The following is a 21784-nucleotide window of genomic DNA, read 5'->3' on the forward strand; positions in this document are numbered from 1 at the left end:
ATTTTAATGGGGGGCAACAGCTCTTAGCAGCAAACAATAAACAAGCTAAAGAATGCAAGATAAAGATACTATAAAGGAATTATTGCTCAATTATTTTAAGGGTTCCGTCTCTGTGATCCAAAAGAAATGGATAGACGATTGGGTGAATGAATCCCCAGAAAATGAGGAGCTGTTTTATGTTTACTTAGAAGAATGGGAAAGAAAAAACCCACAATACCTTACCGATACAGAACAGGCCATTTTAAATTTTAAGAATAAAAGTGAAAGCTCTTTTGTATTAAATGATAAAATTATTTCCAAGCAGAAAAGCTCCGGACGGTCTAATTTGAAATTGTTTTTAGTGGCCTCAGTGACGCTGTTTGGCTTACTCTTTTTGGGCACCTTTGAAAGAATTACAGTTAAAACCTACCGAACTGGATATGGGGAATTGGCCACAGTTATCCTTAATGATGGGACTGAAGTCTTTTTAAATGCCAATAGCCAACTGAAAACCCCTCGATTTGCTTTTTTGGGGAATCCCAGAGAGGTGCAGTTGTCAGGTGAAGCTTCTTTTAATGTGACGCACGATGCGGTTAACAAATTTATTGTCCAAACCATGAATGGCTTGGACGTGGTGGTTCACGGAACTGAATTCACCGTCTATAATCGTCGACACAATACGGAGGTACATTTAAAATCGGGAAAGGTTGAATTGATCAAACACAGTCCCTCAGGATCAGAATCAGTGCTGATGCAACCCGGTGAAAAAATGCGCATGGAGAATGATGGCCAACTAAAAAAGGAAATGGTTCAAAAACCTGAAGAGTTTGCCTCTTGGAAGGAACATCGGTATGTTTTTGATAAAACCAGTCTTAGTGAAATCGCCAGTTTAATGAATGATAATTATGGGGTGGAGGTAGAAATATTAGGTGATTCAATTAATGACCTCACCCTATCAGGTTCCTTTCGCTCAGAGGATGCCAAAGAATTTGCTAATGCTGTAGCCCAGGTATTGGGTATTTCCATGGAAATTAATGACAAACGCTTTCGCTTTTTTGAAAATGAATAGAAAAATTCAAACGCCATAGTATGCTACTTAATTCTAAATATTGCCTATTTCCGGTTAAATAAAACAATAAGTCAATCAATTAAACCCTAAATCTATATGAAAAAGATTTTACCCTTTTCACTAATGGTTTGGACAATATGCGTCTTTTTGCATACTGGACCACTCACACAGGCTGAAGCAATTGGCTTAAAGCCCAAGCAATTGACTCATCTTCCTATGGCTAATCATCAGTACGATATAGCTTTGGCTGACGCACTTGATAAGCTTAAGGCTTATTATAAAGCGGATATTTTATTCGCCGATGGAATGATTCAAAACCTTAGGGTTGACAGTGCGCTCATCGATTGGGAGAAAGGGCTGGAGAAGAATCTACTGAAACTTCTAAGTCCCTATCAACTTTCATTTATCAAACAAAAAGGAGGGTCCTATGTGATCGTTCCTAAAAATAAACAATCAGGCAATAATATGGCTGAATTGGCCAGGCTTGTTGCCGAAAACAGTGAGCACATTCAAATTCGAAACTTTGATGATTATGATGTTCAGCAAAACTTAAATCAAGCACTTGCTATTCAAAAGGTAGAAGGAACGGTTGTCTCTGAAATTGATGGCTTGGGACTTCCTGGAGTGACAGTCCTTTTAAAAGGTACTTCTACGGGAACTATTACGGATCAAGATGGAAAGTATAACCTGGAATTTGACCGAGAAAATGCAGTTTTGGTGTTTTCTTTTATTGGGTTTGAGACGCAGGAAATTGCTGTAGGAAACCGTGAGATAATTGATGTTACTTTACTTGAAGACATGAAATCCCTTCAAGAAGCAGTGGTGACCGCCTTGGGCGTGAAAAGAGAAAAACAATCCCTAGGCTATTCTGTAGGAAATGTAGATGGAAGAGACCTTACTGAAACTCCTCAGAACAATGTCTTGAATGCCATGGCTGGAAAAGTGGCAGGAGTCCAGATTTCTCAAATGGATGGAGCAGCAGGATCTTCTGTTAATATCATTATTCGTGGAGCCAATTCCCTCAACAATGACAACCAGCCATTGTTTGTTATTGACGGTGTACCGGTTGCTAATAAATTGAACAATGAATTTGGAGGTGCTGATATGGGTAATCCTATTTCTGACATCAATCCAAACGATATCGAAAATGTTTCAATTCTTAAAGGCCCTAGTGCAGCTGCTTTATATGGTTCTAGGGCTGGTAATGGTGTGGTACTCATTACAACCAAGTCTGGGTCTGGAAGGAAAGGAATTGGAGTAGCTGTTAATTCCTCAGTGGTAATGGATTTTCCATTTCGGTACTTACCTATACAAAATGAATTTGCCTCTGGCAAAAGTGGTGCTCATGTGTTTGAAGAAAGTGAAAATGAGAGTTGGGGCCCAGAGCTCGATGTAGGGGAGGAGTGGGTTCAGTGGAATTCAGACGGAGAGCCTGCACCACTTGTATCTTATCCTGATCGGTTTAAGGACTTTTTTCAGTCAGGATATACCAATACCAACAATATTGCGGTCAATGGAGATTATGATGAAGGAAGTTTTAGGCTTTCCGTAGGGAATATGGAAAATAAAGGTATTATCCCAAATACTGATTTTTCCAGACTGACTATTGGCCTCAACACCAATTATAATATTACAAATAAATTAAGGGCTACAGCTACTTTTAATATCACAGAATCCGGATCAGATAACCGGCCTATTATTGACGGTGGTAGAACCTCACCTGTAAGGAGTCTCTTTGAAACTGGACCTCAAGTGAATATTTTGGACTTGGAACAATATTGGGTGCCAGGGTCTGAAGGAATACTACAGCGAAAATACAAACAAAAGCAAAACAATCCTTATTTCGTTGTAAATGAAAATCCTACTGGTTTTAAAAGAAACAGAACGGTAAGTAAGCTACAACTTGATTATGATGTGACCAATAATTTAAGCATGATGCTTCGCTATGCGAGGGATTCATATGATGAGCAGCAAGAAGCCATAATTGCCTATAATAATTATGATCAGATCAATGGGGGGTATCATATAAGGAATAATTTCAGTAAAGAAAACAACTTGGATTTCATGCTGAATTACCAGAAAGTCTTTAATAATAACTGGAACATAACAGCATTGGCTGGGGCCAATAGGATGGAACAAAAGTACAGCCATGTCGACAATAATGCAGGTCAATTGGTTATCCCTATGCTTTATACCATAGCGAATGGGGCACCAGGCACAGTGGCTTATGATAGTCAGCAATTCTGGAAAGTGATTTATGGTATTTATGGTTCTGTATCTACTGGATACCAAAATAAATTATACCTCGATATCACTGCTAGAAACGATTGGTCAAGTACGCTACCGGTTGAAAATAGATCCTACTTTTATCCATCGGTTTCTTTGAGTGCAATTGTATCAGAAATGGTTGACATGCCGTCATTTGTTGATCTTTTTAAATTCCGAGCAGGCATAGCTCAGGTGGGTAATGACGTTGCTCCTTATAGCCTAATCCCTACTTTCGGTACAGCCTTAGATTGGGGAACGGCCAAAAGCATGTACATGGGAGGTCTTTTAAGAAATGCTTCTTTGAAACCAGAAATATCTACTTCATCTGAAGCAGGTGTTGATATCTCTCTTTTTAACAACCGAATAGGTATAGACGCGACCTATTATGTTAGAGGAAATAAAAACCAAGTGCTGCCCATTGATTTACCTATAGAGTCAGGAGCAAGTAGTAAGTTGATCAATGCTGGTTTGGTAGAAAGTCGCGGTTTCGAACTTGGACTTAGCACTACGCCAGTTATCTCTGGAGATTTCAGATGGGACATGAATATCAATCTTTCTAGAAATCGAACAAGCATCAAAGAATTGGCAGATGGTATTACCTATTATAATTTTACCTCTTATAGTGGAGCTGAGTTAAGGACCTATGTTGGTGGAGATATCGGCGATATCTATATGAGACCAGTTCTTACGGTGAAAGATCCAGAATCAGCTTATTTTGGGTATCCGGTACTAACTGGAAGTGGATTGTATCAGGCCGATCAGGATGTGAATAATTTGAAGAAGATTGGGAACTTTAACCACGACCTCATGCTGTCCTTTCAACCAACCTTTAGGTACAAAAAATTTAGTTTATATGCAAATATTGATTGGAGGCAAGGAGGGCAGTTTTATTCCAATACAATGATGTTCCTAGGCAATAATGGGATGCTAGCCGAAACCCTTTCAGGCGTACCTTATGATGCCGGAAGACCAATTGAGGATCAGGTAAAGGAAAATCCGGAAGCGTATTTCGGTAAATGGATAGGAGGTAGAAATGCAGCCTATGGAGGACTTCCATGGTCCGGGGATGAAGCCAATTTCAGAGAACAAGATGCGAGCTTTAATGTGGGGGTAAGAGAAAGCAGAGATGCAGAAGGTAATATTGTCTATATAGAAAATCTGGGTGGAGAAACAACCCAATGGTTGAACCCATTTCAGGCTTATAGGTATGCACACAGGCCTTTTCCAGACAGAAACCTTTATAGTGCTACTTATGTCAAGCTAAGAGAAGTAGCCGTCACTTACCAACTTCCATCCAGATGGCTAGATAAAATTAGCCTACGAAATGCATCACTTTCAGTTGTTGGAAACAATCTCTTCGTATGGACTGAAGCAGGTAATGGAGTTGATCCTGAAAGAGCTTTTAGACAAACGGGCAATGGATGGATCCAAGGTGTTGAATATTACAATGTAATGCCGTGGACAGGTTCTCTGGGACTGAAATTAAATGCTGAATTTTAACTGAAGAATAGCCATGAAAAAATTAATAAAAAATATACTTTGTATTGGATTGATTGCCTCCTTTTGGGCTTGTGAAGACCTTTCTGAGGTCAACATCAACCCAAATAGTCCTGAGCAGGTGTCCTCCAATTATATCCTTACCTATGTATTGACCAATACAGCCAAAACCTACCACAATCTAGGGTATGAAAATTCCAAAATAGCAGGAGCAATGCAATATGTACAAAGAGGTACCAATGAGGGGGCGGTAGTTGTCAATTTTTACGGCTGGGGTCACGAATCCTGGAACAGCTATTTCGACATACTTAGGAATAACCAGGTTATTTATGAAAATGCAATAGAGGAAAACAATGATTTCTTTAAGGGAATAGCATTAATTGTTCGGTCCTTCCACTTTGGACTAATGAGCGATCTTTATGGAGATATACCTTATTCAGCTTCTTTACAAGCCAATAATGATGTCTTTTTTCCAAAATATGATCGTCAAATAAATGTTTATAATGGCGTTTTGGTTGACTTAAAGGAGGCTGATGCACTGCTTCAAAACCTGGATCCTTCTAAAGATGTGGTAAATGCCACTTCCGATATAATGTATGGAGGTGATGCTCAAAAGTGGAGGAGGTTTGCCAATGCCTTGCGTATGCGATACAGCATGCGGTTGATAAACAAGAAATCAGATATGGGCGCATTAGGAATTGATGTGGAGCAAGAGTTCAACTTGGCCTCTCAATTTACATTTAGGGACAATGCAGATGACGCAATAGTAGATTTTCTTGGTACCGATGAAAATAATGCAGCCCCAGGAGGACCATTAAACAGCCCTAACCCTAATTTATTGTTAAAGCCAGGGCAACCCTTGGTAGATAAGCTTTTAGGACTCAACGATCCTCGACTTTACCGTTGGGTATTGCCGGTTCAATACAAATGGGATGATCAGGTGACCATAGAGAAGGATTCAGTGATTACCAATGTTCTCGGTGAAACGGCTACGGTTAAATTCAAACCAGCTCCTGAAGGAGTAGATGTGAATACCAATTTGTATGTAGGCTTACCAGTAGGCTTGCCTATTGTAGAGGCCATGTCTTACAATAAGGGAAATGATGAGGAAGGTTATCATCCGGAGCGGAGTCCTTATATTTCCTATCTGCATGATAGGTATAGAAAAAATCATGACGATTACGTTGGAATGAATTTGATGACTTATAGTGAAGTCAAGTTTCTTATGGCTGAAGCGGCGCTTATAGGTGGACTTGGTGCCAGTGATCCTGAAGGACACTATAGAGAAGCGATAAGGGCTTCTATGGAGAAATATGGCATCCTTTCCAATCCTGGGAACTTCAATTTTGAAAATTACTATGTTCAGGAAACTGTGTCCTATGCTTTAAGCACCAATAAAGAAGAACGAATCATGGAACAAAAATGGATAGCCAACTGGCAAAACCCTCAAGCATGGTTTGATTGGAGGAGAACTGGCTACCCTATTCTTGAAGCAGGTCCTGTCACCCAGTTTGGTGCAGCTATTCCTGTGCGTTATATGTATCCATCTCCTAATTTGGATCCTAATTATCTGGTTAATTATGAGGAGGCAATTTCTTCACTAGAGGGTACCCAATACATCCCTGCAGGTCAAAGCAAGGATCATCCTTATGCCAAAATGTGGTTGTTGCAGAACTCAGGGAAACCTTGGTAAAATGAATTTGATATCAACAATGCAGTGGCTGATTTAAAAGCCATTTCATTGCTTAATAGATTGCCTATGTCGGGTTTAAAAATTACCTGAGATAATTAAATAGGAAAGCTAATGGATTAAAATCTGATTTTGAAAAACAAAAAGGCCACTTGAGCATTCAAGTGGCCTTTTTGCAAAAAACATTTAACCCGGATTATGTAATAGGATTTCTCCGTCCTGACAATAGTCAGGGGTGAAGCCTGTCCCGTGTTTACGGGAAGTGTTGCAATCGCAAGAAAATCAGGCTGTTTGGAGATTTTAGCATAGCATCGCTATAGTGAAATTGAAAACAGCAACGAAGTGGCTGATTTTAAAGCGATTTCAGCACGAAATAGATTGTCTATTGCATATTTCGGGTTGAATTATAATTAGGAAATAATGATTTTATTTAATTCCAACCACCACCTAATGCTTTGTAAATGTTCACTTTGGCATTCATCTGGCTCATTTTTATTTCTATAAGCTCCATTCTGGATTCTAGAGCTTCCCTTTGGGTAAGCAAAACTTCCATATAATCGGCTCTAGCTGATCGGAACAAACTATTTGAAATTGTAATGGATTGATTGAGCAAATCCACTTCTTTGGCTTTGGTTTCATAGCTTTTACTTGTGTTGGCTATTTGAGAAAGCTGGTTTGCTACTTCTATATAAGCCTGTAATATGGTTTGCTCATAACCATATACAGCCTGTAACTGCTTCGCATTGGCACTATTATAAGTGGCTTTGATGGCGTTTTTATTTACTAATGGCGCCATTAACTCTCCCCCTAAATTGTATAATATGGATTGAGGGTTGACGAGGTATTTGGGGTTGAATGACCCAAACCCTACACCAGCTTCAATACTGAATGAAGGATAAAAATTGGCACGAGCAATAGCCACATCAAGTTTGGCTGCAGCTAAAGTAAGCTCAGCTTGTTTTATATCCGGTCTGTTTTTCAACAATTGAGATGGAATTCCAGAATGAATTTCATTGACTGTAATTTCATTGAAACCTGATGAGCTTCTTTTAATGGGCTGAGGAAAACGACCAACTAGGAAGTTTATCCTGTTCTCAGTTTCTACAATCTGCTGTTTTATATTGTACTGTAAATTCTCTGTGTTGAGGACCTGAGCAGCAAAACGATTTACTGCCAATTGCGTTTCCTGAGCAGCCTGCTTTTGTTGCTCTATTATGTGCAAGGCATTCTTCTGAATGGCTATGTTTTTTTGAACAATCTCCAATAGGTTGTCCAGTGCCATGAGTTCATAATAAGAACTTGAAATTTCAGCAATCAAGTTAGTAACCATGAAATTTTTGCCTTCAATACTTGACAAATACCTTGTTACAGCGGCCTTCTTTCCATTGCGAAGTTTTTTCCAAACATCCAGTTCCCAGGAAGCAAATGCTCCAAACATAAAATCAGGTAAGGGTTCAGGAATGGCCTTTCCTTCTCTGATGTTTAAGCTTTCATCCACAGCCCCATGTCGGGTGTATTTTCCGTCCTTCTCCAGACCAGCACCAGCACCAAGATTTACAAAAGGGAGGTATTCCCCTTTCCTGGCCAAGATCTCATTGTTGTCTACAGCGATCTCTTGAAGCAGAATGTTCAGCTCTTGGTTGTTGGCCAGAGCTGTATCTATTAAATGTATTAAATGTGGGTCAGAAAAGAAGGTTTTCCAATTCGTGGAAGCACTATTGGTAGTGTCATTGGAATCGTTGAAACTAACTGGAACTGACTTATTTTCATTGATCGTAGTCACCTGCGGTGTTTTACATCCCCATATAAGGAGCATGGAAAATAACAGGCTTGTCGTATTTATTATGAATTTATTTGCCATCTTTCAGTTCTTTTTTCGACAATAATTTCTTTAGTTTCTTAAGTAAGCTCGCATCGGATTGACCTCTAACATAGTCTTCACTTAGCGGAGTTTCGTCTTCGTCTTTAATGAGTTTTCTACCATCTGCCATACTACCGAATATATAGTAGAGTCCTGGTACGATTATCACACCAAACAAAGTTCCGAATAACATTCCTCCCATGGCTGAAGAGCCTATGGTTCTGTTACCTATCGCGCCAGCTCCTGTAGCTATCACCAAAGGAATAAGTCCTGCAATAAAAGCAAATGAAGTCATCAAAATAGGACGGAACCTAACCTTTGCACCTATGATTGCAGCTTCGAGAATAGTTGATCCCTGCTGGTGTTTCTGAATGGCAAATTCCACAATCAACACTGCATTTTTTCCCAAAAGTCCAACCAACATGATCAAACCAATCTGCGCATAAATATCATTGGCAAGCCCCATGAATTTTAACATCAGAAAAGATCCGAATACACCTATTGGTAAGGAAAGGATAACTGCTAGAGGAATTATAAAACTTTCATATTGAGCAGCCAATACCAAATAAACGAAAATCAATACCACAATAAAGATGTAAATGGCCTCATTTCCTCGTCTTGATTCATCGTAGGAAAGTCCTTCCCAAGCAATGTCATAACCATTAGGAAGGGTTGCAGCTGCTACCTCCTGTATGGCATTAATGGCATCACCACTGGTATAGCCTGGAGCAGGTACCCCTTTTATAGAGGAGGAAGTGTAAAGGTTGAACCTTGTGATTTCATTTGGTCCTTGTTTTTTCTCCATTTTCATAAAAGCAGAGTAAGGGACCATTTCTCCTTCTTCGTTTTTGATAAATAGGTTCATTATGTCTGAAGGAAGTTTTCGGTATTCCGGAGCAGCCTGTGTATAGACTTTAAAGAAATTCCCAAATCTAATGAAGCCTTGCTCATAGGTACTACCGATCAGTACATCGAGGTTTTCCATGGCTTTGCCTATGGATACCCCCTTTTGCATAGCAAGTTTATTGTCAATGGTCAACTCAAATTGTGGGTAGTTGGCAGCAAAGAAAGTAAACAAGCCACTTAATTCTGGTCGCTTATTCAGCGCTTCCATAAAATCACGATTTACCTGATCAAATTCCTGATAATCTACTGTACTGTTTTTGTCCAACATTCTAAGAGAAAAACCATCTGATGCGCCATAACCCGGTACTGCTGGTGGTTCGAAGTATTCGATTACAGCTCCCAAATCTTTGGTTTCTTCTTCTAGCTCCTCAATGATTTCTTTAACAGAATGATGTCGATCTTGCCAGTTTTTGAGGTTAATAAGGCAAGTACCTGCATTTGAACCCCTACCTTCCGTAAGAATTTCATACCCTGCCAGAGAAGAAACAGATTGGATACCATCGATTTCTTCAGCAATTTCCTGAAGTTTTCTTGATACCTCATTGGTTAACTCCAAAGTGGATCCTGGAGGAGTTTGGATAATCGCATAGATCATTCCCTGATCTTCATTAGGGATAAATCCTGTAGGTAGTTTTTCGTTGACGGCAAAAATACCAAAACCAAAAGCGATTAGAATACCATAAGTGATCACCTTTCTGTTTACAATAAGCTTAAGCAGTCCTTCATATTTGTCAGTGATTTTCTCAAATTTTCTATTGAACCAATCCAGGAAAAGATCAATTGGAGATTTTCTTTTAGGTTTTCCATGATTGTTTTTGAGGATCATCGCACACAATACCGGGGTAAGTGTAAGTGCTACTAAACCTGATAGGACAATGGCACTGGCCATTGTAATGGAAAATTGACGATAAAAAACACCAACCGGACCTGTCATAAAAGCTACTGGTATAAATACCGCAGTCATAACCAAGGTAATTGCTATAATGGCACCACTAATTTCACCAAGTACTTTCTTTACAGCCTTAAATGGGCTTAGGTTTTCTTCTTCCATTTTGGCATGGACAGCTTCCACAACCACAATTGCATCATCCACCACAATACCAATTGCCAGAACCAGTGCAAATAGTGTGATCATATTGATCGTTAAACCAAACATCTGCATAAACACAAAGGCACCTATCAAAGAAACAGGGACAGCAATGGCTGGAATAATAGTGGATCTTAAATCACCAAGGAAAAGAAATACCACTAAAGCAACGAGAATAAACGCCTCAACTAAGGTATGCAATACCTTGTCAATAGAAGCATCAACAAAAGTAGAAACATCGTAATTTATCTCATACGACATGCCCGGAGGAAAGTCCTTCTCAAGTTCTTTTAGTTTTAATTTTACCTCATCTATAACTTTACTGGCATTGCTACCAAAGTTTTGCTTCAATACCATTGAGGCGGCAGGATAGCCATCTTTATTGGAATAAATATCAAAAAATTCACTACCAAGTTCTACCTCAGCAATATCCTTAAGCATCAATATTTCACCTTCAGGGTTAGCCTTTATAATAATGTCTTCGTACTCTTCGGGGAGATTAAACCTACCCTTATAAGTCAATACATATTCAATAGATTGGGCCGATTTTCCTGAACTTTGTCCTAGTCTACCTGGTCTTCCGATTACACTTTGCTCATCAATGGCTTCTAGGACTTCCTCTGTGGAAATATTATAGGCCCTCATTCTATCTGGTTTTAACCAAACCCGCATTGCGTATTGGCGGCTACCAAGTATGATGGCCCTACCCATTCCGTTTATCCTTTGAAGCTCCGGTAGAATGTTGACATTGGCATAGTTGTATAGAAACTTCTCATCAGCTTTTTTATCTGTACTGAAAAGGTTAACGTACATCAACATACTGGGTTGGATAGGTGTAATGATTACACCCTCCCTTTGCACCAGAGGCGGGAGGTTGTTCATGACCTGATCCACCCGGGTCTTTACGTTGACTACTGCCGCATTGGGGTCTGTGCCAGGTTCAAATATTATCTGGATAGTGGCCTCTCCAGCACTTGTCGCATCAGAGATGATATACTGCATCCCTTTCACACCATTAATGGCTCTTTCTAGTGGGATCAATGTAGACTTAACCAATACATCTGCACTAGATCCTGGATAGGCTATAAATATATTTACTCGTGGAGGGGCTATTTCTGGAAATTGAGAAATAGGTCTTGTCGCTATAGCTAATATTCCGAGGAATATGATGGCCAGGGAGATAGCTATCGCTAACACCGGCCGTTGTATAAACTTGCTAAACATGTATAAAGTAATTTATAGGTTAAATTTACTCTGCATGAAGCAGGTTTAAATCTGATAAAATTGCTCTTTGGTCAAGAAATTCATATTTGATCTCTTGGTTATTTTTAACCTTTCTCAAACCTTCAATAAGAATTTTATCATCTGGATTCAGACCTTCACTTACCATAAATAAATGAGGGATTTCGTGCGCAATGGTTATTTCTTTTGATCGCAAAGTGTTGCTATCATCGACTATATAGACAAACTTTTTATCTAGAATTTCAAAAGTGGCTTTTTGAGGAATGATCAAGACGTCTTTAAAAGAAATCGGCATCATAATATTACCTGTTTCACCATGTCTTAACAATCCATCCTCATTAGGGAAAGTTGCTCTAAATGCAATATTTCCTGTTTCATTGTTGAAATCTGCCTCAATGGTCTCAATAATTCCCTTATTGTTAAAGTTCTTGTTATTGGCCATTTTGAATTGCACTTCAGGCATGTTTTCTAAACCTGTTGTAGACGCATAATCTAAATATTGAGATTCAGGAACATTGAAATAAATCCACATCTTACTGTTGTCAGAAAGTGTAGCCAATAACTCACCTTCGTCCAAGAGACTTCCTAACCTAACATGGAATCGTCCCATGATACCATCAAATGGAGCTCGGATTTCCGTAAATCCCAAGTGTGCCTTGGCAAGATTTAACTCGGCCGTTGCTTTGGCCAATTTGGCTCGAGACATGGCCAATTCGTTTGAAGAAACGATATTGCTGTCTGCTAGGCTTTGTGTATTGTTGAATTCAATTTCAGCAAAATCTGCTTCAGCTTCTGCTCTTTGTTTTTCGGCTTCATAAATAAGTGGCATTATTTGAAACATAAGCTGCCCTTTTTTAATAAACTGACCCTCATCTACAAATACTTTCTGTAAATATCCCCTTTCAAGCGCCCTGAGTTCAATGTGTTGGATGGAGTGAACCTGGCTTACGTATTCCTGAAATACTACAGTATCCATTTTTATTGGACTCGTGGCACGAAAGGTAGACTCAAAATGCTCCGCTTTTTCTTTATGCTGACACGCTGTATTGCCTAGTATTCCTACCAAACAGATGAGAATTAATATCCTCTTCATAATGATTCTGATTTTTTTATTATAAAAATTGAATTAAATGACCCATTAGTAGATGAAAACCTACTTCAAATCATGGGAATTGATTAAATCATTGGAGTGCATCCAACGATGTTTTGGGATGTAAAAAAAAAAATTATACGAGAAAACTCTTCCAGGAGTGGTGGAGAATAACGAGTGAAATCCTAGTTCTATTATAAATTGAAAGGTTTAATTGAGAAAACAAAGATTTTCCTAAATTGTAACCCGCTTTTATAAAAAAGGCAGTATTTACATAAAAATTCTCGCTGTCTTCATCTAATGTTTTATTGGATTCATTTTCACTTTCATTTTCCTGTTCTTCTGGAGAATCACCCTCAGATGGTAAATGTAAAAAGTAGTGAATATCACTTAAAATGTCATTGGCAGAAAGAAAAGAAGCTTGTTGATTATGGCTTTCTAAAGGTTTGTCTGATTCATGAGATCCCAAGAGGATAGGGCCAAGAAATAGCATCAAAAAGCATGACGCTAAGGATGCCCCAACCAAAATTGGGTGCGGCATAGAATCCTTTATAAAATGTCTCTTCCTTTTCATTTAGATCAACAAACCTATAAAAATATTTTAATTGTTTTAATGTTTTAACATTTTTTTTATGAATTAGATATTTAATAGTTAGGAGATAATGGTCAATAACACTGTCTTTTTTAAGATAGTATAAAATAAAACATTCATCTAACAATAGGTGTTTTTAGCAAGTTGAATTATTGGGAAAATGACATTTCATCATTTTTAAAATGCTAATAATCAGTATTTTAGTTTTATTTTTTTTAGGCCCGTAGCGGAAAGAGCTTAGGGCTTTAAGGAATATTAAACCATATCGGATGGGATAAATATTTTGAATAAATCGAGTTGAAATTTAATCGAAAAAAAAACATGCTTATTTACCATACTTTTAAATATTTTGTCTTTTACTGAATAATCAGCAGGCCAATGTCAGTATAATTGTATATTGATGAAGTGATTCGGTTAATTGGTAATTAAGTTAAAAACTATAAAAAATGAAAATTAATGAGCTATCTCTGGAATTGAATAGGTATACAAAAAAACATTCAATCTACCCAAGCGGCATAGGAGTGGAATTGAAAGAGCTCAATAATACCATAAGTTGAAACCACAGCTGTAAAGGGTGCAATTGGTCTTTTGTGAATTATTCAATAATGCCCTGCCCCTGAATTGGCAGGTTCAATCTATATATTGATTGTCCTTAGATGTAATTAACATGGTAGCTCCCTTAACAATTTCTACTACTAATCGATCAAATTTACCAATTACTTCTCCGTCTAATTGTAATAATCTAGGGTGGTCAAATTTTAAAATTGCCTTTTCTGTGCTTATTGCAGTGATGTTTTCTTTCATATAAAAGACATCATTAAACTTGGAAAGTCCTGCATTAATTAAAAATTGAGTGTTTAAATTCTTGACTAAGACTATCTCAAATTTTCCATCCATAGGATTACCATTAATATTTAAGGGTATACCTGTTCCATATTTTCTGGAATTACATATACCTACCATCACGGCCTTTTCAATTGTATTTTCATTGTTTGCCTCTACTTGAATTTCGAAAGGATCGATTTTCATCAACTCATCTAAAAAGTATTTGGCATAGGTGGTCATCCCTCTATTGGAATCCTTTTCATAAGAGGCTACGATCTCAGCATTAATCCCTACATCCCCAATGTGGAGAGAATAATACTTGTTATTAATCTTCAACATATCCAGACTTTTGATCATAGAGGACATGATCAGGTCCTTTAAAGCCTCAACTGGATTCGAATTGACACCTAATTCTACTGCCATACCGTTAGCTGAACCTAGGGGGATGATGCCCATTGGGATTTTTTCTTGCATCAAAGCAATAGCGGAAAACAAGGTTGTACCATCCCCCCCAACAGAGGCGACTCGGTCAGGCACAAATTTCTGAATAATATCATTTACTTTTTCTTCATCATCCTTTCCTGTCGTTTTAAAAAAACGGTTCTCTATTCCATATTTTAGACATAGTTCTTTTGCGTTTTTTATAAATGGCTCTTTGTCTACGTCGCCAGAGATTGGGTTTACGATAAAAAGTAATTTCATGTGCTTTTTATTTTACTTTTTGGAAGGTTGAAATTCAATTTTGTTATTTTTCAGTACTCTTCAACGTCAAACAATCTATTTCATTATTGGTTTAACCCGAAATATGCAATAGACATTCTATTACGTGCTGAAATCGCTTTAAAATCAGCCACTTCGTTGCTGTTTTCAATTTCACCATAGCGGAGCTATGCTAAAATCTCCAAACAGTCTGATTTTCTTGCGATTGCAACACTCATTACGAATCCTATTACATAATCCGGGTTTAAAAATATATTGATAATATGCTTTATAGACATTTGGACTTAGATTGAATGAAATATAGAACGGCTTGAATTTTAGCGAAAATTACGAAAGGTGAGGGGTTTATGTTATTTCAATTGACAATTTTTTTACCTTTAAAAATACTACTCCATTAACCAATTTTTTTCTGCTATTGCGATGGAAGGGGCTAAGTCTGATGGTCTTGTGCTACAATTCCAGAGTATGGGAAGAGGAATAGTTATAGGATGATCTGGTAGTCGTTTATTATTATAAAAAAGAAAGAATCTACACTTTCGGATCCTTTGAGGGAGTTTAAGCAGAAAATACTATTGGGATCCTTAGGGCTGAAATTTGTCAGGAACAGGCCATTATATATCAGCCTTACTTTCGCGGGGCTATTTCACAGCTGTCAACCCTAAAGCCATTGACGCTTATGAGGTGATCAAGCCGAAAATTTTCACCGCTTTCAAGTACAATAAATTCTTCACTGTTTTTTGTGAAAAGGTCTATAATTCGAGAAGACTTAGCGACTATTTTAAGGTCTTTATTGAAGAATGTTAAGGCCACAATTTCCTTCCTCGTGGACCAATCTTGCAAACGATCAAAAGACAGGCAACTAATTGGAACATATTTTTGATTTCCTTTCATATACTTTTCAACAAGAAGAAGGGAGATTTAATTCATAAGATTGAAGGGATTATAATAATCATAGAGATCAGCACTTATTTAAACATACTTACAATAGTTTTTCCTGCTTTTTCATCTTCTTGGTTTATTTTATACCTATCCTTTTGTAAGGGAAAACATTTTAATTCACATAAAAGTACCGAATCCTACATGCTTTACCATTTTGATCTTCATTTATACTTTTGGGGACTTTAATTTCTAGTAAGTGGGAGGTACTTTGCAATTCACTGTCTAAGGTATAATACCAGGGCAGATGGAGTTGATCACTCCATTTGGTTTTTAAATCCAATTGGCGCCATTCTCCTTTGTCGATTCTAAAGCTAATATTTGCTGCATCATGGCCGGCTGCAACAGCGATACCTACAGCATTACCTTTGAATTTAAAATTTAGGGATTTGGCTCCTGCTTTTCCAATTAGCATAGGTTTATTGACAAAATCAGGCCTTGTTTTTTTATTGTCCACAGGCTTCCAATTTGGATCAATATGCCAACCTTTTGCAAGTTTTGCTTCTTCTATACTTATGAGTGAACCTTTATCATAGGAGTAAATATCCATTCTGTTTACCTCCGGATAACTGGTAACCTTGTTTGAAGAACCCTCCCTATTGTCATAGCTCTTTTTAAGAAAGGAAATGATTGATAGGGAATAAATTCCCTGCCCAAATGGAGAAGGATGGAGGTTTTTGAAATCATCTTCCCAAGTAAATTCTTCTGCATTGATTCTATCTGTGACTTCCTTTGCAAGGTTGATTGTAGGAATACCATAATGGTCTGCTACAGCCTGGTGATTCTTGATTACATCAGGTACAATCCCTTGATTGTAGGAAACCATTTTTCCAGGGTCTACAAAATGCATGATGACGATATCCATTTCCGGGTTTACTTTCCTTGCATGCCTGATGATGCCCTCCATTGCTCGGACTTGTTCAATGGAAGACCTTCCATTACCTGAGTCGTTGACAGCAGCCTCTAGAAATAAAAGATCAATATTGCCTTTATCCAATACATCTTTCTCTAACCTGAAGGCGGATGGAGTACTTCCCATAGAGGGAATGCCAGCATTGATAAAGTCAATTTCAGTATTTACAAAGCTATGCTGCAAGTAATTGCTGACACTGTCTCTCCAGCCAGGGTTGTGCGTAATTGATCCACCTAAAAAAGCCACCCTGCCAGTTTTATTATGGGAAAATTTTATCAAAGAATTTTTTATGCCCCCATTATTCTGATGATATTTTTCTGAAGCTAATCGTTGTGCTTGTATGGAATGGTATTTTATAAAATCGGCTACCAATCGAGGTGTCTGAATAGGGAAGTGGTGGCCTTTTAGGCTTTGTTCTCCATCTACTGAAGTCACTACCGTGGCAATTCCTCCTGATTTAATGTAATTTTGAATCATAGGAAGGGTGTTTTCATCAACAGGTACTACCTGATCATTCAGCCCTATCATGTGCAATATGGGTACCCTATGTGTTGGTAGGTCTTTCAGGTTATCTATAGGGTTGTCTTTATATGCCTTCGCCTCTTCATCAGATGAAAAATGGTAGACTTCTTTTAATTTTTCCCAATCTTTTGGTGAACCCTCACTATCTCCAAAGCCACCTGGCCAGCTTTTAAAATCCAGTACGGGTGCTTCAGCATAAATACATGCAACCTTATCAGGATGTTCTTTTGCCCAATTGTAAATAAAAAGACCTCCTCTACTAACCCCCATTAATGACACTTTGTATTGAAGCTCTATTTCTTCAATCAAGTACTGGTGAAAATCATCCCAGATCTTTACGGCAGTAGGACTGCCAAATAAATTGTCGGTGTTGATATAAGCCAGGTGAAATCCTTCGGCCACCAAAATACTATCTGCTTCAGTGTGCCAGCCGGGGAATCTTGCCCGCCATATCCATGGGTTTCCTTGAATGGCCTCCTTGGGCAGGATCAGTCTGGCTTGCCTCCCTTGAAAGCTGAAATCATATCGTTCAAAACCTTTCCATTCAGATTGCTCAGCGTTGGCAATAAAGTTGTCGGAAAGCTGCGATTGAGGATAAGCCTGTAAGATGAGGAAATAGAAGGCAAGGAGGGTGAGTGAAAAGTAAACTTTCAACATTTATATAAGGGTTATCATTAAAGTATTATTTGGTTATCAATAAAACGGGCCTTTGGTAAGCCAACTTAAGCATGGTATTTTTTTGTTAAAGAGTATATGCATCATTCATAAGCCCTGATTTCGAAAATCCTGGCGTGATCTAAACCTTGAGTGGCCAATACGGTGATCTTTATACTATCTATCGCTTTTCCATTTAAGGTATGTCGGCGAAGCCTATGATAGTTATTTACTTCTGATAAAGATTCCTTTAGCTGTTCGTTTAAATAAGTGTCAATTTTATAATCTTTTACTGTTTCTGGTTGAGGGCTGCCCCAGTGCATTTTTTTGGTGTATTCATCCGCCAGGCTGAAAGTGAGCACCCTATGTGCACCGGTGTCAAAGATGATCTGCAATTGTCGAATGTTTTTTGGGCTATCCCAGTGTAGTTCTATGGTAGCCGGGAGTCCAGCCACGGGATCACTCATCCATCGGTGGGTACCTGGTTTTGTCAACTCGGACCGTACCCCCTTTTCTCCATGGACACTTCTGTTCTGTCCACTTATTATATTTACAGCCAGTCCTTCTTTCTGCTCTGAATTGGCTTTAATCCCTGCTGTTTTGACCAAGTCACTTTTTTCTTGATTTATAATGCCTGGAACAAATGCATCATCTTTTAAAAGCTGTTGTTGAATTCTATTAAGTAATTCTTTATTAGGCACAATGTCCATTGGAACTACGTCCTGCTTTACGGCCAAAGCCGCAGCAGTACCAACAGCTTGTCCCACAACGGCACAAGTAGCCATGACCCGAGTCGAAGCGAAGGCCACATGGCTTGCTGAAATGTTTCTTCCCGCAAACATAAGATTGGAAATGGTGTTGCTAATGGTAGTTCTAAGCGGTATTTGGTAAAGTTTTGGGACCTGATGGTGGATGCAGGGTGATTCGTTGATGGCATCCACACCTTGGGGGGGATGAATGTCGATGTGCCAGCCCCCATAGGCGATAGCATCATCAAAAGTTTTGGCCTCTTGTATATCTTTTTGGGTTAAGGTGTATTGTCCTATAAATCTTCTACTTTCTCTTTTTCCAGGTAAGAAACCACACCATTCTAAAGCCCAATTGTCTGCACCGTGGTCACCTCCATTTTTCACATGATCCCAGACTCCAAGTAAAATAGCTAGCAATTCATCTCTGATGAGCTCATTGTCTTTAATGGTGTCCAATGTTCCGCCCCATTCCAGCCACCAATAGCCATATTCTAATCCCAGATCCATGTCCATGGCTGGTGTGGCATGTGGCCTGAGTACAAGGTCTTCTTCAGAAACTTTTCTAGCCCATGAAGGTGGAGTGAAAGGCATTGGTTGATCGTGCCTTTTGGCTTGAAACATCAGTGAGGAACCCAACCTTAATTTATCGCTTTTATCTTGAGCAAGGCTTTCTCCAAAGGTAGATTTTGCTTCTCTGCCCTCAAAATACGGTGCAGCAGAGGTAGCCCCGATTGTGCCATCTCCTGTACAATCAACAAATACTTTTGCTTCAATTTCGAATTCATCCTCAGTAGACTCCCTTCTTGCAAAAGCCTTTTTAATGGTTTGGTCTTGCACCTCAGTTGAATATACCCTAGTGTTGAGCATCAATTCAATATTAGGTTCATTTCGGCATTTGTCATATAATATTAAGTCAAATACAGAGGGAGACCTTTGGGGGTTATTCACACAGGCCTCAAGTCGAATTTCTTCAATAATCCCAGACTCTCTTGCTTCAACGGATAGATTTTCTCCACGTTTTCCACTACAATCAGCGCCTACAATGTGCATGCGTACTTCACTGGATGCGTTGCCGCCTAATACAGATCTGTCCTGACAGAGAATAACTTTTGCCCCATTTCTAGCAGCGGCTAAAGCCGCAGGAATTCCTCCAGGACCTCCACCTGCTATTAAAATATCGCATTTAAGTAGTTTCATATTTTTAGTTTACTTCATTATTCATTTCAAAGATAGTTTATATGGGGCATATAGGGAGGTTCTATTTAAAAATACTAAGGCAATTAATGGATTAAGTTTTTTTGGCTTTCTAGACAAATAATACTGCATAAATTCTTAAAAACCAATAAAAAAAATCAGTAAAGCGAGTTTATGGACTTGCTCATTAATTAAATCCAGATTATGAAATAGGGGGTCTCCGCCTTGACAGAAGTCAGGGGTAAAGCCAGTATCGTATATACGGGGAGTGTTGCAATCACAAGAAAATCAGGCTGTTTGAAGATTTGGTATTTTGTAGTGATTTCAGCACGTAATAGATTGTCTATTGTGGGTTAAAGGTATAACATAGGGATGGTTCTCCGTAAATCAAGAGCGATTTCATTTTTAATAATAAACTGTGGTACATGGTTTGTGGTATACTAACCTGTAGCAATGGAGATTATTTGCGAAACCATAATAAAGTCCCTTTAAGCTGATTTAATGGGTAAAGAGCTACATTTTACAATATTGATTGAAACCTTTGCAAGGTAACCTATGGAGTAATCTAGGGTTGGTTTCCCATTTTATTTAAAAGATAGGGAGTGGTTTTGGATTGAAGCAATATTAGAATTTATTGAGTCCATTAACCAGGGTTTTATTTGATAATTTTAACTTTTATATCAATTCATATACTTAATAGTTTGTAAATAACTTAAAATCAACACTATGCTACGATGGACAATCATTTTCATTATTATCGCAGTTATTGCTGCTATTTTCGGGTTTGGTGGAGTTGCTGAAGGAGCAGCTTCTATCGCTAAGGTGATCTTCTTTATTTTCGTTGTATTGTTCCTTATTTCCTTGATTTTCGGCAGAAAGGGGATTTAGTATTTTAAGATCAAATTTGAATTTAAATCAATTAAACTAAAACAGAAATTATGAAACGTTATATTAATATTTTCCTAATCGCATTAATGACAACCTCATTCCTATCACTTACAAGTTGTAGAGACAAAAATGAAAGTGCAAGTGATAAAGTTGAAGAAGCAGTTGAAGATACAGGTGATGCTATCGAAGAGGGTGTGGAAGAGGTTGAAGATGAGATCGATGATGCTACCGATGACAATTAATTTTAAAACTAATTAATTCTATTTTAGAAAGCGGATTTTCTTACACAGAAAATCCGCTTTCTTATGCTTCGATTTTTTACTGATTAATGAAATATATTGGAGGTTTATGCCTTCATGATCAGCTATTTTGATTGAAACCCTTGGTAAGTAATAGGTATTAAAGTTTTTACCTTAAGGTTACCCAAAATGAATATCACACGGGAATATTAAAAATTCACACTCTTATTATAGAATTTGTGATTATCTTGCTTTAAATTCTGAGGAAAATCTTTAATTGGCCCCTTTTTTTAGTGAAAATTTACCTGAGATATAATTATAAAGTTATCTGCGAAACTGTCGTGAAAGAACAACTGGAAAAACTTCAAATCCCATTCTCTTTAAAGGATTTGGGAGAAATAGATGTTTTGGAGAAGTTGCCGGTTGAGACGAGAGAGGCACTGTATATTGCCTTAAAACAATATGGTGTTACAATTTTGAACGATGAAAAGGAAACACTTGTAGATCGGATTAAAAATACTATTGATGAAATGTTGAATGATGAGAATGCCCGAATTTTGAAGGTGTCAAGTTATTTGTCAGATAAGCTTAACTATACTTATTCTTATCTGTCCTCTGTTTTTTCAGAGAATACCTATTCATCCATAGAAAATTTTGTGATCTTAAGAAAAGTGGATATTGTGAAGGAGTTGCTGTGTGATGAGGAATTGACCCTAACTGAAATTGCTTATCGTTTAAATTACAGTAGTGTATCTCATTTGTCAGGGCAATTTAAAAAAACAACAGGGCTTACACCCAGCAGTTTTCAACGGATAATGAAACGAAAAAAAGCGAATTCACAACAAAGTGTTAATTTTTAATCC

At 38.0% G+C, this 21784-nt stretch carries 14 protein-coding genes; 6 read left to right on the forward strand and 8 right to left on the reverse strand.

Annotation, left to right across the window (positions count from 1 at the left end; all coding sequences use genetic code 11):
• The first annotated feature begins 52 nt into the window (after positions 1-52).
• From AC13EX_RS22335 to AC13EX_RS22345, 3 genes are all read left to right on the forward strand, one after another.
• The gene (locus tag AC13EX_RS22335) at positions 53-1048 is read left to right on the forward strand and encodes a FecR family protein (RefSeq protein ID WP_048644187.1); all 996 of its coding nucleotides are present in this window, start codon (positions 53-55) and stop codon (positions 1046-1048) included.
• Between the two features lie 96 nt (positions 1049-1144).
• Positions 1145-4816 carry a SusC/RagA family TonB-linked outer membrane protein gene (locus AC13EX_RS22340; protein ID WP_482894413.1) on the forward strand — a complete coding sequence of 1224 codons (3672 nt, stop codon included), beginning with the start codon at positions 1145-1147 and terminating at the stop codon, positions 4814-4816.
• A 13-nt stretch (positions 4817-4829) separates the two neighbouring features.
• The gene (locus tag AC13EX_RS22345; RefSeq protein WP_482894414.1) at positions 4830-6506 is read left to right on the forward strand and encodes a SusD/RagB family nutrient-binding outer membrane lipoprotein; all 1677 of its coding nucleotides are present in this window, start codon (positions 4830-4832) and stop codon (positions 6504-6506) included.
• A 427-nt stretch (positions 6507-6933) separates the two neighbouring features.
• On the opposite strand, the gene AC13EX_RS22350 is transcribed toward AC13EX_RS22345, so the two are convergent.
• From AC13EX_RS22350 to AC13EX_RS22385, 8 genes are all read right to left on the reverse strand, one after another.
• Positions 6934-8364, reverse strand: a complete 1431-nt coding sequence (locus tag AC13EX_RS22350; protein ID WP_482894415.1) for a TolC family protein — start codon at positions 8362-8364, stop codon at positions 6934-6936.
• Positions 8354-11581, reverse strand: coding sequence for an efflux RND transporter permease subunit (locus AC13EX_RS22355; protein WP_482894416.1), 3228 nt, complete (start codon positions 11579-11581; stop codon positions 8354-8356). The genes AC13EX_RS22350 and AC13EX_RS22355 overlap by 11 nt, the downstream gene beginning before the upstream one ends.
• A 25-nt stretch (positions 11582-11606) precedes the next feature.
• Positions 11607-12692, reverse strand: a complete 1086-nt coding sequence (locus AC13EX_RS22360; RefSeq protein ID WP_048644182.1) for an efflux RND transporter periplasmic adaptor subunit — start codon at positions 12690-12692, stop codon at positions 11607-11609.
• A 133-nt stretch (positions 12693-12825) separates the two neighbouring features.
• The gene (locus AC13EX_RS22365; RefSeq protein WP_482894417.1) at positions 12826-13263 is read right to left on the reverse strand and encodes a hypothetical protein; all 438 of its coding nucleotides are present in this window, start codon (positions 13261-13263) and stop codon (positions 12826-12828) included.
• Between the two features lie 648 nt (positions 13264-13911).
• Positions 13912-14808 carry a diacylglycerol/lipid kinase family protein gene (locus tag AC13EX_RS22370; RefSeq protein ID WP_482894418.1) on the reverse strand — a complete coding sequence of 299 codons (897 nt, stop codon included), beginning with the start codon at positions 14806-14808 and terminating at the stop codon, positions 13912-13914.
• Between the two features lie 642 nt (positions 14809-15450).
• Positions 15451-15717 carry a hypothetical protein gene (locus tag AC13EX_RS22375; protein WP_482894419.1) on the reverse strand — a complete coding sequence of 89 codons (267 nt, stop codon included), beginning with the start codon at positions 15715-15717 and terminating at the stop codon, positions 15451-15453.
• Positions 15718-15877: 160 nt separating this feature from the next.
• On the reverse strand, positions 15878-17854 hold the full coding sequence (locus AC13EX_RS22380; RefSeq protein ID WP_482894420.1) for an SGNH/GDSL hydrolase family protein: 1977 nt from the start codon (positions 17852-17854) through the stop codon (positions 15878-15880).
• A 101-nt stretch (positions 17855-17955) separates the two neighbouring features.
• Positions 17956-19797 carry an FAD-dependent oxidoreductase gene (locus tag AC13EX_RS22385; protein WP_482894421.1) on the reverse strand — a complete coding sequence of 614 codons (1842 nt, stop codon included), beginning with the start codon at positions 19795-19797 and terminating at the stop codon, positions 17956-17958.
• A 723-nt stretch (positions 19798-20520) separates the two neighbouring features.
• Between AC13EX_RS22385 and AC13EX_RS22390 the strand changes: the two genes are divergently transcribed.
• The 3 genes from AC13EX_RS22390 to AC13EX_RS22400 all read left to right on the forward strand — a co-directional run bounded on the left by AC13EX_RS22390 (position 20521) and on the right by AC13EX_RS22400 (position 21781).
• Positions 20521-20682, forward strand: coding sequence for a DUF1328 domain-containing protein (locus AC13EX_RS22390; RefSeq protein WP_048644176.1), 162 nt, complete (start codon positions 20521-20523; stop codon positions 20680-20682).
• Positions 20683-20732: 50 nt separating this feature from the next.
• Entirely contained in the window at positions 20733-20924 is a 192-nt protein-coding gene (locus AC13EX_RS22395) for a hypothetical protein (RefSeq protein WP_048644175.1), read from the forward strand.
• Positions 20925-21262: 338 nt separating this feature from the next.
• The gene (locus tag AC13EX_RS22400) at positions 21263-21781 is read left to right on the forward strand and encodes a helix-turn-helix domain-containing protein (protein ID WP_240477885.1); all 519 of its coding nucleotides are present in this window, start codon (positions 21263-21265) and stop codon (positions 21779-21781) included.
• Positions 21782-21784: the final 3 nt, after the last annotated feature.

It is taken from the genome of Cyclobacterium sp. L-R (assembly GCF_056859355.1).